Raw genomic sequence first — 13,968 nt, forward strand, 5'->3', positions numbered from 1 at the left:
TTACTTAACTCTTCGCACATCTGCTGTAGTACCTTCAACCCGCATTTTGTAACCTGTTCCGCTATTGTAAATGAATGCCTCCGGTCTGTATGAATACTTGTATTCATAGTGGTAGGTGCATTGCTTCCACACCTGCCCGTTAGTGAGAGTGTAAACGGTTTCGCCTTCCCATCCTTTAAATTCGCCATCAATTCGTGATTGGATGACATCAGTGATTTGTCTGACGGGTACAACTTTGTCTTTCCCATCTATCTGCAGATAAAACCGTCCATTCGCTCGTAAGAGATTGACATCAGGTCGATAGGCATAATGATACCAGTACATGTATTGCGCCTGTATCCAGTATGTCCCGTCAACAAACCTGAATAAAACCTCGTCATCAAACCCTTCGAAATCACCATCGATTTTTGTTTTGCGTACAAGTTCATATGTGCTCATGGTCATTCTCCATTGGATATAACTTTTTCTCTACTACAAGCTACCCCTTTATTTGTGGTGATATCAACCGCAAATAGGAGCATGGTCTAAATATTTCGGTAAAACATTCATGACACGAATATTTTATTTTTTAAACATATCTCTTGTGAATTTTTTATGATGGAATTCGAGGCGCGTCAAATAAATTCTGGTTAGTCCGTTACGATTATTACAAACCTGGCTTATATTGCTACCAGGCAGGGCTAACAGGAAACAGGGCGATGGGTTTAATTGGAAAACTACGCAGTATTTTAGGGCATCAATGTGGCAAGAGAGAACCTTCATCTACGCATGAACGCAACACGGAACTGGAGGGTAAATGGCTTACCGTGGATCACCCTTACTTCTTCGGTCACGCAAATATTTCGCCGGATAAGCGCTGGGTGGTGGGCTGCGATGATTCGGATGGTGGCAGCCTTGGAGGCCACAGGATGAAGGGCAATGGCCGTGTCATTCTTGTCGATTATCCCTCTGACAGGATTGTGTATGAGCTAAAATGTTTTGCACGCCCTGTCGATGCCGCTGTTTCTGATTCCGGTAGTTTCATAGTCCACGATTGTGGTTTCGGTAGTGCACTTAGCGGGGATGTCATCGCTATCAACACCAGCGGTGATGAAATCTACCGTCGGCATTACTGCGCCAATATCTTTAATATTGGTTTGTCCCAATGTGGCCGGTACGCAGCTGTCCAGACAGCAAATGCAGATAATAAAGACAGTAATATTTTGGAGGTTCTCGATCTCCAAAAAAGACAGCAAATGTTTACAGTTCGCCCCGTCGGGACCTGGGCAGATTGCTATTTATTCGATACAAACGCTGACGGAGAGTTATGCCAACTACGCGTCAATCTTCGTGATCTTGGATACTTCCGTTATTCCACCGCTGGTGAGTTCCTTGATGCTGAATCACTACAGATAGCCCAGTTGGACAAAGGTGATTACACCACAAAGATTATGGCCGCGCAGGAGTTGCTTAAGACGGATACCACCGAGGAAAGCGCCAGGAAAGCTCTGAGCGTCGCTGATACAGCTCTTACGCAGGGAGCCCGAGAACGATATGACTGGGGAGCGCTAGCTCACAGGATCAGAGGGGAGTCGTTTGAATCGCTTGGGCAGTTATCTGACGCCTTGGAAGCCTATGAACAGGCACTTGCAATGAATCCTAAAGTGGGTGTATTGCGCCGGGCAACCACTCTGCGTAAAAAACTTTCTGCAAAGAAATAAAACCCCCTCCTAATACGGTGCAAGTAAAATAAGTAAAGGTGATGAGACAAAATGGCACGAAACCGTGATCATTTTAGCCAGCGCACAAAAACCGAACTGGCTCTTTGGGTCAGCTATCAGTATTCAAAATGTAAATGTCCAACTATATGTACTAAAAAGCCCGCAGTTACGCGGGCTAAGAGTACTTTACTGTTTTTACGCGCTGGCTATTGCCAGACGTTAAATCATTCCCACTCAATCGTAGCCGGTGGCTTACCGCTGATGTCATATACGACTCGCGATATCCCATTGACTTCGTTGATTATTCTGTTAGACACGCGGCCTAAGAAGTCATACGGCAGGTGCGCCCAGTGCGCGGTCATGAAGTCGATGGTTTCCACCGCACGCAGGGAAACAACCCAGTCGTACTTGCGGCCATCGCCCATTACGCCGACGGAGCGAACCGGCAGGAACACGGTGAACGCCTGGCTCACTTTGTTGTACAGGTCAGCTTTGTGCAGCTCCTCGATGAAGATCGCGTCCGCGCGACGCAGCAGGTCGCAGTACTCTTTCTTCACTTCGCCCAGCACGCGCACGCCCAGACCCGGACCCGGGAATGGGTGACGGTAGAGCATGTCGTACGGCAGACCCAGTTCCAGACCGATTTTACGCACTTCGTCTTTGAACAGCTCGCGCAGCGGTTCAACCAGACCCATCTTCATCTCTTTCGGCAGGCCGCCCACGTTGTGGTGAGATTTGATGACGTGCGCTTTACCAGTTGCGGAAGCCGCAGACTCGATCACGTCCGGGTAGATGGTACCCTGCGCCAGCCACTTCACGTCTTCCAGCTTCAGCGCTTCTTCGTCGAACACTTCCACGAACACGCGGCCGATGATCTTACGTTTCGCTTCCGGATCGTTCTCGCCTTTCAGCGCGTCCAGGAAGCGCTGCTCGCCTTCCACGTGAACGATGTTCAGACCGAAGTGGTCGCCGAACATGTCCATGACCTGCTTCGCTTCGTTCAGACGCAGCAGACCGTTGTCCACGAAGACGCAGGTCAGGTTTTTGCCGATGGCACGGTGCAGCAGCATCGCGGTGACGGAGGAGTCCACGCCGCCGGAGAGGCCGAGGATCACTTTGTCATCGCCAACCTGCTGGCGGATACGCTCAACGGCGTCGTCGATGATTTTTGCCGGGGTCCACAGGGCTTCACACTGGCAGATGTCACGCACGAAGCGCTCCAGCATGCGCATACCCTGACGGGTGTGGGTCACTTCCGGGTGGAACTGCACGCCGTAGAAGCGTTTTTCTTCGTTCGCCATGATGGCGAACGGGCAGCTTTCGGTGCTGGCAACGGTCACGAAGTCGGATGGGATGGCGGTAACCTTGTCGCCGTGGCTCATCCACACGTCCAGCAGCGGCTTGCCGTCTGCGGTCAGGGAGTCTTCGATACCGCGCACCAGCGCGCTGTCGGTGACAACTTCAACCTGCGCGTAGCCGAACTCGCGCTCGTTAGAGCCTTCTACGTGGCCGCCCAGCTGCATCGCCATGGTCTGCATGCCGTAGCAGACGCCGAATACCGGTACGCCCGCTTCGAACACGTACTGCGGCGCGCGCGGGCTGTTCTCTTCGGTGGTGCTTTCCGGGCCGCCGGACAGGATGATGCCGCTTGGATTGAATTCGCGAATCTGTGCTTCCGTGACATCCCACGCCCACAGCTCACAGTAAACGCCCAGTTCACGCACGCGACGCGCCACCAGCTGAGTGTACTGAGAACCGAAGTCCAGGATGAGAATGCGATGTTTATGAATGTTTTCCGTCATTGACGCTAATTCCGAGGCAAGTGAAACAAAACAAAGCGCCCGGCAGAAGCCGGGCGCGGAAATTTATCAGGAGCCCAGACGGTAGTTCGGGGACTCTTTGGTGATCGTCACGTCGTGAACGTGGCTCTCCTGGATACCCGCACCGCTGATACGTACGAATTCCGCTTTGGTACGCAGCAGGTCAATGGTACCACAGCCGGTCAGACCCATACAGGAACGCAGGCCGCCCATCTGCTGGTGAATGATCTCTTTCAGACGGCCTTTATAGGCCACGCGGCCTTCGATACCTTCCGGTACCAGTTTGTCAGCAGCGTTATCGGTCTGGAAGTAACGGTCAGAGGAACCTTTGGACATCGCGCCCAGGGAGCCCATTCCACGGTAAGATTTGTAAGAACGGCCCTGGTAGAGTTCGATTTCGCCCGGGGATTCTTCGGTACCAGCGAGCATGGACCCTACCATTACGGCAGCAGCGCCCGCGGCGATGGCTTTAGCAATGTCGCCAGAGAAGCGGATACCGCCGTCAGCGATAACCGGAATACCGGTGCCTTCCAGCGCTTCAACCGCGTCAGAAACCGCGGTGATCTGCGGAACGCCCACGCCGGTCACGATACGAGTGGTACAGATAGAGCCAGGGCCGATACCCACTTTCACCGCGCTGCAGCCGGCGTCAGCCAGCGCGCGAGCGCCTGCGCCCGTCGCCACGTTGCCGCCAATGATCTGCAGGTCAGGGTATTTTGCACGGGTGTCGCGAATACGCTGCAGCACGCCTTCGGAGTGGCCGTGAGAGGAGTCAATCAGCAGGACGTCAACGCCCGCCGCCACCAGCGCGTCAACGCGCTCTTCGTTACCTGCACCCGCGCCTACGGCAGCGCCGACGCGCAGACGGCCATGCTCGTCTTTACAGGCGTTCGGTTTACGTTCTGCTTTCTGGAAATCTTTAACGGTGATCATGCCGCGCAGGTGGAAGTTCGCATCCACAACCAGCGCTTTCTCAACGCGTTTTTCGTGCATTTTCGCCAGCACCACGTCGCGAGTTTCGCCTTCGCGGACGGTCACCAGGCGCTCTTTTGGCGTCATGTAGACGCTGACAGGCTGGTTCAGGTCAGTCACGAAGCGCACGTCACGACCGGTGATGATGCCCACCAGTTCATTGTCTTCGGTCACTACCGGGTAGCCGGCAAAGCCGTTACGTTCGGTCAGGGCTTTCACTTCGTGCAGGGTAGTGGTTGGCAGAACGGTCTGAGGGTCGGACACGATGCCGGACTCATGCTTCTTCACGCGGCGAACTTCTTCCGCCTGACGCTCGATAGACATGTTTTTGTGGATAAAGCCAATGCCGCCTTCCTGTGCCAGGGCGATAGCCAGGCGCGCTTCAGTCACGGTGTCCATTGCCGCGGAGAGCATAGGAATGTTCAGACGAATGGTTTTCGTCAACTGCGTGCTGAGGTCGGCAGTATTCGGCAGAACGGTGGAATGAGCGGGAACGAGGAGGACGTCGTCAAACGTCAGTGCTTCTTTAGCGATACGTAGCATGGGCAATATCTCTGACCTGGGTGGTTAAATATTGCCGTGGCATTATACAGAGCGTAACCGATTGCATCTACACTTTTTTGAAAAAATGCTTGCGAATGCCTCTCAGCAGGTTACTATCGACTGAATAACTTGCTGATTTAGAATTTGATCCCGCTCACATGTTATCCTCTCAATCCCCCTCAATTTATACTGTCAGCCGCCTTAATCAGACGGTGCGTTTGCTGCTTGAGCAGGAAATGGGGCAGGTCTGGATCAGCGGTGAAATCTCAAACTTCACGCAGCCGTCTTCCGGACACTGGTACTTTACCTTAAAAGACGATACCGCCCAGGTGCGCTGCGCGATGTTCCGTAACAGCAACCGCCGCGTGACGTTCCGTCCGCAGCACGGCCAGCAGGTTCTGGTTCGCGCCAATATCACCCTGTATGAGCCGCGCGGCGATTATCAAATCATCGTTGAAAGCATGCAGCCCGCGGGCGAAGGTCTGCTGCAGCAAAAGTATGAACAGTTAAAGACGAAGCTCTCCGAAGAGGGACTTTTCGACCAACAGTTCAAAAAGCCGCTGCCCTCACCTGCCCACTGCGTGGGTGTCATCACCTCGAAAACCGGTGCCGCCCTGCACGACATTTTGCACGTACTGAAGCGTCGCGATCCTTCCCTGCCCGTCATTATCTACCCGACCGCCGTTCAGGGTGACGATGCGCCAGGCCAGATTGTACGCGCCATTGAACTGGCAAATGCGCGTAAGGAGTGTGACGTGTTGATCGTCGGGCGCGGCGGCGGCTCGCTGGAAGACCTGTGGAGCTTTAACGACGAGCGCGTGGCGCGGGCAATCTTTGCAAGCGAGATCCCCGTGGTGAGCGCCGTCGGGCATGAAACGGACGTGACAATCGCGGATTTTGTTGCGGATCTGCGTGCGCCTACGCCGTCCGCGGCGGCGGAAGTGGTGAGCCGTAATCAGCTGGAGCTGCTGCGTCAGCTTCAGAACGGCCAGCAGCGTCTTGAGATGGCGATGGACTACTTCCTTGCCAACCGTACCCGCCGCTTTACCCAGCTTCATCACCGTCTTCAGCAGCAGCACCCGCAGCTTCGTCTGGCGCGTCAGCAGACCGTGCTGGAACGCCTGCGTCAGCGCATGAACTTTGCGCTTGATAATCAGCTTAAGCGCGCGGTGACGCGCCAGCAGCGTGTGACCCAGCGCCTGAACCAGCAGAATCCGCAGCCGAAAATCTATCGTGCGCAAACGCGCATTCAGCAGCTGGAATATCGTCTGGCGGAGACTCTCCGGGCGCGCCTGAGCACCACACGTGAGCGTTTTGGCAACGCGGTGACCCATCTGGAAGCCGTCAGCCCCCTCTCCACGCTGGCGCGCGGCTATAGCGTAACGACGGCAGCGGACGGCAAAGTGCTGAAGCAAACCAAGCAGGTGAACACCGGTGACGTTCTTACCACCCGCCTGTCTGACGGCTGGGTGGAAAGCGAAGTGAAATCAATTAAACCGGTGAAAAAGACGCGTCAGCGCAAAACCGGATAATTCTTCGCCGGTTACTTACTATACTGCTGCTATTCCCTTTTTTAATAAGGAGAGCAGCATGTCCCATCTTCGTAGCGTTATTCCCCCTTATATTCTTCGTCGTATTATCGAAAGCGGTTCCGAACCGCAGCAGCGCTATGCCCGTCAGACCTTAACCCACGTCCAGACGCTGATGGCGCATATGCCGGGCAAACCCGCCGCGCCGCACGTGAATAAAGCCGGTCAGCTTGAGCGCGATATCTACGATGCGAAACAGACCCAGGAGCTGCCGGGTACCCAGGTGCGTTACGAGGGCCAGCCGTCGAATGGCGATGTGGCCGTGGACGAGGCGTACGATTATTTGGGTATCACCCATGATTTCTTCTGGAAAGAATATCGGCGCGATTCGCTCGATAACAAAGGGCTTATTTTAACCGGCACCGTTCACTATGGTCGGGAATATCAGAACGCCTTCTGGAACGGTCAGCAGATGGTGTTTGGCGACGGCGACGGGGAGATCTTTAACCGCTTTACGATTGCCATCGACGTGGTGGCGCACGAGCTGAGCCACGGCGTCACCGAGACCGAAGCCGGGCTAATCTATTTCGAACAGTCAGGCGCGCTGAATGAGTCCCTGTCAGACGTGTTTGGCTCACTGGTGAAACAGTACCATCTCAAGCAAACCGCTGATAAAGCAGACTGGTTGATTGGTGAGGGATTATTGGCAAAAGGCATCAACGGCAAAGGGCTGCGCTCCATGTCTGAACCCGGCACCGCCTACGACGATCCGCTGCTCGGCAAAGACCCGCAGCCTGCGCACATGAAAGATTTCATTAAAACGCGCGAGGATAACGGCGGCGTCCACCTTAACTCCGGCATCCCCAACCGGGCGTTTTACCTGGCCGCAACGGCGATCGGCGGTTACGCCTGGGAAAAAGCCGGTTATGCCTGGTACGACACGGTTTGCGATCGCAATCTGGCGCAGGATGCGGATTTTGATGCCTTCGCAAAACTGACGATAGCGCACGGAGAGAAACGCTTCGGTAGCGACGTTGGGGCGGCGATAAAACAGGCCTGGGAACAGGTGGGAGTGCTGTAAATGCAGGTTCCGGAACTGACGGATGACGCCGTGGTTGAGCTGGCCCGGGAAGGCGGCGTCGCTTTTATTCCTAAGCTGAGCGGCCAGCGTACCATCGCGCTCTCCTCGCTTAATGAGGCCCAGCGCCAGCGCCTGGTGAGCATCCTGGAGCAGGCCTTTCCACGCGGTCAGCCGCCGGGTCAGACGTCGTCACCCGGCAGCGGTGACCAGCGCTATTTCCGCATCCAGATTATCTGGACCGGCCAAAATCAGGCGCACTACGCCGATATCATCGTGCTGGTACCTGAGCAGGAAGCGCCAGAGTCGCTGGTCGAGCTGTGGAAAAAAGGCGAAGACTGCGTGTGCGATTAATCTTCGGCCGGAACAAACTCCACGCGCTTTTTAGAAATTAAGCCGTGGCCGTTCTGGCAGAAATAGTCCACTGCCCCGCAGGCCTTTAAGACCTGGAGTGGCTGATGGCACTCCGGGCAGCGGGCTTCGAGCGCAATATCTTTATTACAGCTGTCGCAGTGCGCCGCCCCGTTCAGGGGTTCAAGCTGTGCCTGGCAATCCGGGCAGGTAATGGTCATGGTGTCTCCTTCAGGGCGTTCAGGTCTGCGATAATTTTACCACGTCTTCAGTGCGGGCCACGCAACTGTTGCTGCAAGGTCAGCAGCAGCGCCACCTCATCTATCCTGCGGCGCGTTGTGCGGCTCACCTCCTGCGGATCGCGCTCAAACAGACTGTTTGCGCCAAGAATATGACCGGCAAGACAGCGTTCGTAGATCGTGCCGGGGATATACCAGCGCTGAATATTCTTACCTTTAACTAGCTCCAGCACATCTTCCGCGCCGCGTCGGTCGTAGTTGATAATGCGGCCGTCGCGTAAATAGAGACGCAGGCCCTTTTGCCCGCCCGCGGGTCCCGCGTATTTATTAAGCCAGATGCCCACCGGCACGCCGCTGATGGTTCCCTGCAAGTGCGCCTCGCCTTCCGCGGTGGTCTGGTCACCCTTTGCAATATCGTGGCCCAGGCGGTCTTTAGCCGTTACCACCTGCAGCGTCATATCGTCCTGACCGCCCAGATAACGCAGCGTTTCACGCAGCATCGCCAGCACGTGCGTTCCGATATCCAGAATCACGCCGTCCGGGTGGCGAAGCGTTCTGGTATCCGGTTCTCCGGTCGCGAAATTGAGCGCGATGGATTCCCCTGCGGCGTTATATCCGCTCGGCTCCTGCAAAAAACCTTCGATTCTGGCAATGTCAGATACATGGCCGACCAGCGACCGCTTCACCGTTTCGATGCGCGCCATCCAGTGGTCGAGCGCCAGCACGCGGGACGCCACGCCGGGCGTTGCCAGCAGCGCGTTGAGTTTTTCGATTTGAGGAAGCGTGGCGACAATCGGTTTTTCAATCACAATCCGCGGAACCGGCGAGGCAATCGCCAGCTCAAGCACCTCAAGGTGGTGCAGCGATGCGGTGGTAATAAAAAGGGTATCCAGCGGGGTGGCTAAAAGCGCCGCAAGCGAGGCGCAGCGCGTAACGCCTTCAGGGTGCTTTGCGGGGAGAACATCAAAGCCGAAACAACGAACAGCGCCATCGAACAGATTACGTATTGCAGGCAGATACGCTGTTTCCACTACCGCACCAAGACCAACAAATCCTAACTGCATGGTTTCACCTCAGGAAGTACAGTGCCGGGGCATAACGCCTGCCCCGGCACACTGAGGTTTATGAGGCGCTAGCTGCCGGTTTAGTTTGCGCATTTTCCAGCATGCGGCGCACCGGAACAATGAGGACGATCAGCACTGCGGCACAAATCAGCAGCGCGATGGAGCAGCGCGCGAAGAGATCCGGCAGCATATCCAGCTGGTCGGCCTTCACGTGACCGCCAATCAGGCCCGCCGCCAGGTTACCCAGCGCGCTGGCGCAGAACCACAGCCCCATCATCTGGCCGCGCATTCTCTCCGGCGCCAGTAGGGTCATGGTCGCCAGACCGATCGGGCTCAGGCACAGCTCACCCAGCGTCAGCATTAAGATACTGCCCACCAGCCAGAACGGCGACACGCCCGCCCCGCCGTTGCTCAGCACGTTCTGTGCCGCCAGCATCATCAGGCCAAAGCCCGCTGCCGCACACAGAATACCGATAACAAACTTGGTGATGCTGCTCGGGCGAATGTTCATGCTCGCGAGCTTTGGCCATGCCCAGCTGAACACCGGGGCCAGCAGGATGATGAACAGGGCGTTGATCGACTGGAACCACACCGCCGGAATTTCAAAATCACCGATCATGCGGTTAGTGTAGTCGTTGGCAAACAGGTTGAACGAGGTTGGCTTCTGCTCAAACGCGGACCAGAAGAACGCGGCGGAGACCAGCAGAATAAAGCAGACCAGCAGCCTGGCGCGCTCTTTACGGTTCAGGCCCGCGAAGATGAACAGGTAGATGAAGTAGAGGGCAACGGACGCCGCAATTACGTAGACCAGCACGCTGGCTACCGCGACCGGGTTAATGACAATCACGCCCTGCGCGATCAGCGTCACGAGCGTTGCCACGCCTGCCGCCAGCGCCAGCAGCCAGACGCCCACGCCGTTGCGCTTCACCACCGGGCTGTTCCATGTGGAGTCCAGACCGACTTCGCTGTCGTAGCGCTTCATCGCCGGAACCGCAAACACGCGGAAGATAATCAGCGCCACCAGCATCCCGATGCCGCCAATACCAAAGCCCCAGTGCCAGCCGTGGGTTTTTATCAGCCAGCCGGAAATCAGCGGGGCGATGAACGAGCCCAGATTTATGCCCATGTAGAACAGCGAGAAACCGCCGTCACGACGTGCATCGCCTTTTTTATACAGGGTGCCGACCATCACCGAGATACAGGTTTTGAACAGGCCAGAGCCGAGCACGATGAACATCAGGCCGATAAAGAACAGGTTGTTGCCCATGATGGCCGACAGCGCAATCGACAGGTGGCCGAGCGCGATCAGAATCGAACCGTACCAGACGGCTCTCTGCTGGCCGAGCCAGTTATCCGCCAGCCAGCCGCCCGGCAGCGCGGCCAGGTACATGGTGCCGGCAAAAATACCGACAATCGCCGAGGCGTTTTCGCGCGCCAGCCCCATCCCGCCGTCATAGACGGTGGCGGCCATAAAAAGGATCAGCAGCGGGCGAATGCCGTAGAACGAGAAACGCTCCCACATCTCGGTAAAGAACAGCGAACCGAGCGGATAAGGATGGCCGAAGAAGGTTCGGCTCTCTTTGTGATTAACAGAGGATTGCATAATTCTCCCGAAAGGTATGTGTCGTGCTTGTAAACACCAGCAGGTACGCCGGCCAGTTACGTATCTGACCGATTTTTTACATGCGGCGAAAAGTTAGTTAACCATTTGATAACCAGTCGCTAGTTTTGTCTAGTACCGGACCAGGGACTTTAAGATGAAAATTCGACGATTGTCTACTTTTCTGGATTTAAAGATGGTTGGGAGTGAATAGTGATTGACTTCACACAGAGAGAACCGACGGTATGATTGGGCCAAAAAAAAGCCCGCGATAAACGCGGGCCTTTGTGAGATCGGCAATGATTATTTGCTTTTCTTAATGTGCTTAATCAAACGCTTACGCTTACGCATCTGGTTCGGCGTCAGGGTGTTGCGCTTGTTGGCGAACGGGTTTTCCCCTTCCTTGAACTGGATACGAATAGGCGTGCCCATCACGTCCAGCGATTTACGGAAGTAGTTCATCAGGTAGCGCTTGTAGGAATCCGGCAGGTCTTTCACCTGGTTGCCGTGAATCACCACGATTGGCGGGTTATAGCCACCGGCGTGGGCATATTTCAGCTTCACGCGACGACCGCGCACCAGCGGCGGCTGGTGGTCTTCCGCTGCCATATTCATGATACGGGTCAGCATGGCGGTGCTCTGACGACGGGTGGAGCTGTCGTAGGCTTCACGCACGGATTCGAACAGGTTACCGACGCCGCTGCCGTGCAGCGCAGAGATAAAGTGCACGCGGGCAAAGTCGATAAAGCCCAGACGGAAGTCCAGGGTCTCTTTCACCTGCTCGCGCACTTCATTGCTCAGGCCGTCCCACTTGTTGACGACGATGACCAGTGAGCGCCCACTATTGAGGATAAAGCCGAGCAGAGAGAGATCCTGATCGGAGATACCTTCGCGCGCGTCGATGACCAGCAGCACCACGTTGGCATCTTCAATCGCCTGCAGGGTTTTGATAACGGAGAATTTTTCCACCACATCGGTGATTTTTCCGCGCTTACGTACACCGGCGGTGTCGATGAGGACATACTCACGTTCATCACGCTGCATTGGGATGTAGATGCTGTCACGCGTAGTGCCCGGCATGTCGTAAACCACCACACGCTCTTCACCCAGAATACGGTTAGTAAGCGTAGACTTACCTACGTTTGGACGACCGACGATAGCCAGCTTGATCGGCAGATCCTGCGGGTTGAAGTCATCCTCAGGCTCTTCTTCTTCGCCCTCTTCACCGTCTTCGAACTGCGCCCAGTATGCGGCGTCTTCGTCCACCTCTTCCGGCGGGTTCACTTCGTCCACCCACGGCAGCAGAACGGTTTCCAGCAGGCTGGTCACACCGCGGCCATGCGATGCCGCAATCGGGTGGATATCCCCCATGCCCAGAGACCAGAAGTCCGCGATAGCCTGATCGGCATCGATGCCGTCAGTTTTGTTCGCCACCAGGAAAGTTGGCTTTTCGCGAGAACGCAGGTGCTTAGCAATTGCGGAGTCCGCCGGCATCAGGCCAGCGCGCGCATCAACCATGAACAGCACAACATCCGCTTCTTCAATCGCCAGCAAGGACTGTTCCGCCATGCGGGTTTCAACGCCGTCTTCTGTGCCGTCAATACCGCCGGTATCAATACAGATGAACTCGCGTCCTTCCACCTCTGCACGACCGTACTTACGGTCACGCGTCAGCCCCGGGAAATCCGCAACCAGCGCATCACGGGTGCGTGTTAAACGGTTAAAAAGAGTGGATTTTCCAACGTTAGGGCGCCCGACAAGCGCGACCACAGGTACCATGTTTGAAGCCTCATAAAATTCAAATAAACGTCGCATTCGCGGCGTTTTTAAAAATGTCAAAACGGCTCCTGAGTGAACAGGAGCCGTTTAGTATACTACAACCGCCGGGTAATTAACGCGTGATCGCGTACAGCGTGCCGTCTTTTGCCTGAATCAGCAGTTTGCCGTCAGCCACAACCGGGTCGGTCAGGAAGCCTGAACCGTCCACTTTCTGCTGCGCCACGAAGCGGCCATTCTCTGGATCAACCCAGTGCATATAGCCTTCGCTGTCGCCAACCACCAGGCTACCGTTGTACAGCACTGGCGCGGTCAGCAGACGGTGCAGCAGATCGCTTTGCGTCCACAGCGTCACGCCGCCTTCGGTGCTCAGCGCCAGCAGGCGATCGTTCTGGTCAACCATATAGATGCGGTTACCGTCCACGATGAAATCATTCACAGAGCCCAGCTCACGTTTCCACATGATCTGGCCGCTGCGCAGGTCCAGCGCGGTCAGGTTGCCGTTATAGGCCAGGGCGTAAACCACACCGTCAACGATAACCGGAGTAGTGTCTACGTCGCTCAGGCGGTCGATTTCAGTTGAGCCAGTGGCCTGCGAGATACGCTGCTGCCAGATCATCTGGCCCTGCTGCATCAGCACGGCACTCACGCGACCGTTGTCACCGCCCACAATGGCAGCGCCAAATGCGGTTGCAGGTGCGGATTCACCGCGCAGAGAGAGCGCAGGCATATCCAGGTTAACGGTCCATTTCACCAGACCGTCCGCTTCGTTCAGCGCCTGCAGCTGGCCGTTGCTGGTATGGATCAGCACCAGCCCGTCGCTCACGACCGGACGTGACAAGGATTCACCGGCTACGGCGGTCTGCCATGCAACAGAACCATCGCTGGCATTCAGCGCGTAAACCTGCGCTTTTTCGCTGCCCACGTAGACATGCCCACCGGAAACGGTCAGGCCGCCAGACAGCAGTGCAGGTTTACGGGAGAACCAGCCGTCTTTTTCCGCCAGGTTAACGGACCACACTTCTTTCCCGTCATCGGCGTTCACCGCTTTCACGGTACCTTTGCGGTCAGCGGCATAGACAACGCTGTCTGCATACGCAGGATGAAGGTTGGAATAGAAATCACCAATCCCACTGCCCACGGAGACATCCCACGCGGTGGATGGGGTAAACTGGTTTTCAACCGTCGGCAGTGGGGACATTTTCACAACGTCTTCTTCGCCACTGAACAGTGAACAACCACTTAATAACGTAACAGAAAGCAGTCCTGGCAGAAGTAATTTACGCAATTGCATCG

Annotated in this window: 12 protein-coding genes; 4 read left to right on the plus strand and 8 right to left on the minus strand. The window is 55.8% G+C overall.

Features of this window, described 5'->3' with window-relative positions:
- Positions 1 to 438: a hypothetical protein gene (locus tag ACMWL8_RS18290; protein WP_045260196.1), complete on the minus strand. Its 438-nt coding sequence runs from the start codon at positions 436 to 438 to the stop codon at positions 1 to 3.
- Between the two features lie 260 nt (positions 439 to 698).
- Between ACMWL8_RS18290 and ACMWL8_RS18295 the strand changes: the two genes are divergently transcribed.
- A complete protein-coding gene (locus ACMWL8_RS18295) occupies positions 699 to 1,700 on the plus strand; it encodes a hypothetical protein (RefSeq protein WP_052682969.1) in 1,002 nt (333 codons plus the stop codon).
- 224 nt (positions 1,701 to 1,924) lie between these two features.
- Here ACMWL8_RS18295 and guaA read toward each other — a convergent pair whose 3' ends face one another.
- Both guaA and guaB read right to left on the minus strand, forming a co-directional pair.
- Positions 1,925 to 3,502 (minus strand): glutamine-hydrolyzing GMP synthase, encoded by a 1,578-nt coding sequence (guaA, locus tag ACMWL8_RS18300; RefSeq protein ID WP_003860599.1) that lies wholly within the window; start codon positions 3,500 to 3,502, stop codon positions 1,925 to 1,927.
- A gap of 66 nt (positions 3,503 to 3,568) precedes the next feature.
- Positions 3,569 to 5,035: an IMP dehydrogenase gene (gene guaB / locus ACMWL8_RS18305; protein WP_014884799.1), complete on the minus strand. Its 1,467-nt coding sequence runs from the start codon at positions 5,033 to 5,035 to the stop codon at positions 3,569 to 3,571.
- A 158-nt stretch (positions 5,036 to 5,193) separates the two neighbouring features.
- Here guaB and xseA point away from each other — a divergent pair, with 158 nt between their 5' ends.
- From xseA to ACMWL8_RS18320, 3 genes are read left to right on the plus strand one after another with little or no spacing between them, the layout of a single operon-like run.
- Positions 5,194 to 6,567, plus strand: coding sequence for an exodeoxyribonuclease VII large subunit (xseA, locus tag ACMWL8_RS18310; RefSeq protein WP_045260195.1), 1,374 nt, complete (start codon positions 5,194 to 5,196; stop codon positions 6,565 to 6,567).
- A 58-nt stretch (positions 6,568 to 6,625) separates the two neighbouring features.
- Positions 6,626 to 7,645: a M4 family metallopeptidase gene (locus ACMWL8_RS18315; RefSeq protein WP_045260194.1), complete on the plus strand. Its 1,020-nt coding sequence runs from the start codon at positions 6,626 to 6,628 to the stop codon at positions 7,643 to 7,645.
- Positions 7,646 to 7,996 (plus strand): protealysin inhibitor emfourin, encoded by a 351-nt coding sequence (locus ACMWL8_RS18320; protein ID WP_028014053.1) that lies wholly within the window; start codon positions 7,646 to 7,648, stop codon positions 7,994 to 7,996.
- On the opposite strand, the gene ACMWL8_RS18325 is transcribed toward ACMWL8_RS18320, so the two are convergent.
- From ACMWL8_RS18325 to bamB, 5 genes are all read right to left on the minus strand, one after another.
- Positions 7,993 to 8,214 carry a zinc ribbon domain-containing protein gene (locus tag ACMWL8_RS18325; RefSeq protein ID WP_028014054.1) on the minus strand — a complete coding sequence of 74 codons (222 nt, stop codon included), beginning with the start codon at positions 8,212 to 8,214 and terminating at the stop codon, positions 7,993 to 7,995. The two genes, ACMWL8_RS18320 and ACMWL8_RS18325, sit on opposite strands and share 4 nt — an antisense overlap.
- A 47-nt stretch (positions 8,215 to 8,261) precedes the next feature.
- On the minus strand, positions 8,262 to 9,296 hold the full coding sequence (locus ACMWL8_RS18330; protein ID WP_045260193.1) for an oxidoreductase: 1,035 nt from the start codon (positions 9,294 to 9,296) through the stop codon (positions 8,262 to 8,264).
- A 58-nt stretch (positions 9,297 to 9,354) separates the two neighbouring features.
- The gene (locus tag ACMWL8_RS18335) at positions 9,355 to 10,899 is read right to left on the minus strand and encodes a peptide MFS transporter (protein WP_045260192.1); all 1,545 of its coding nucleotides are present in this window, start codon (positions 10,897 to 10,899) and stop codon (positions 9,355 to 9,357) included.
- A gap of 300 nt (positions 10,900 to 11,199) precedes the next feature.
- Complete coding sequence (gene der / locus ACMWL8_RS18340; protein ID WP_028014057.1) at positions 11,200 to 12,675, minus strand: ribosome biogenesis GTPase Der; 1,476 nt, start codon at positions 12,673 to 12,675, stop codon at positions 11,200 to 11,202.
- Between the two features lie 112 nt (positions 12,676 to 12,787).
- Entirely contained in the window at positions 12,788 to 13,966 is a 1,179-nt protein-coding gene (bamB, locus tag ACMWL8_RS18345; RefSeq protein ID WP_028014058.1) for an outer membrane protein assembly factor BamB, read from the minus strand.
- Between the last annotated feature and the right edge of the window lie 2 nt (positions 13,967 to 13,968).

The organism is Enterobacter sp. 04-C-12-SI-ECC (genome assembly GCF_047530715.1).
GTDB lineage: Bacteria > Pseudomonadota > Gammaproteobacteria > Enterobacterales > Enterobacteriaceae > Enterobacter > Enterobacter bugandensis.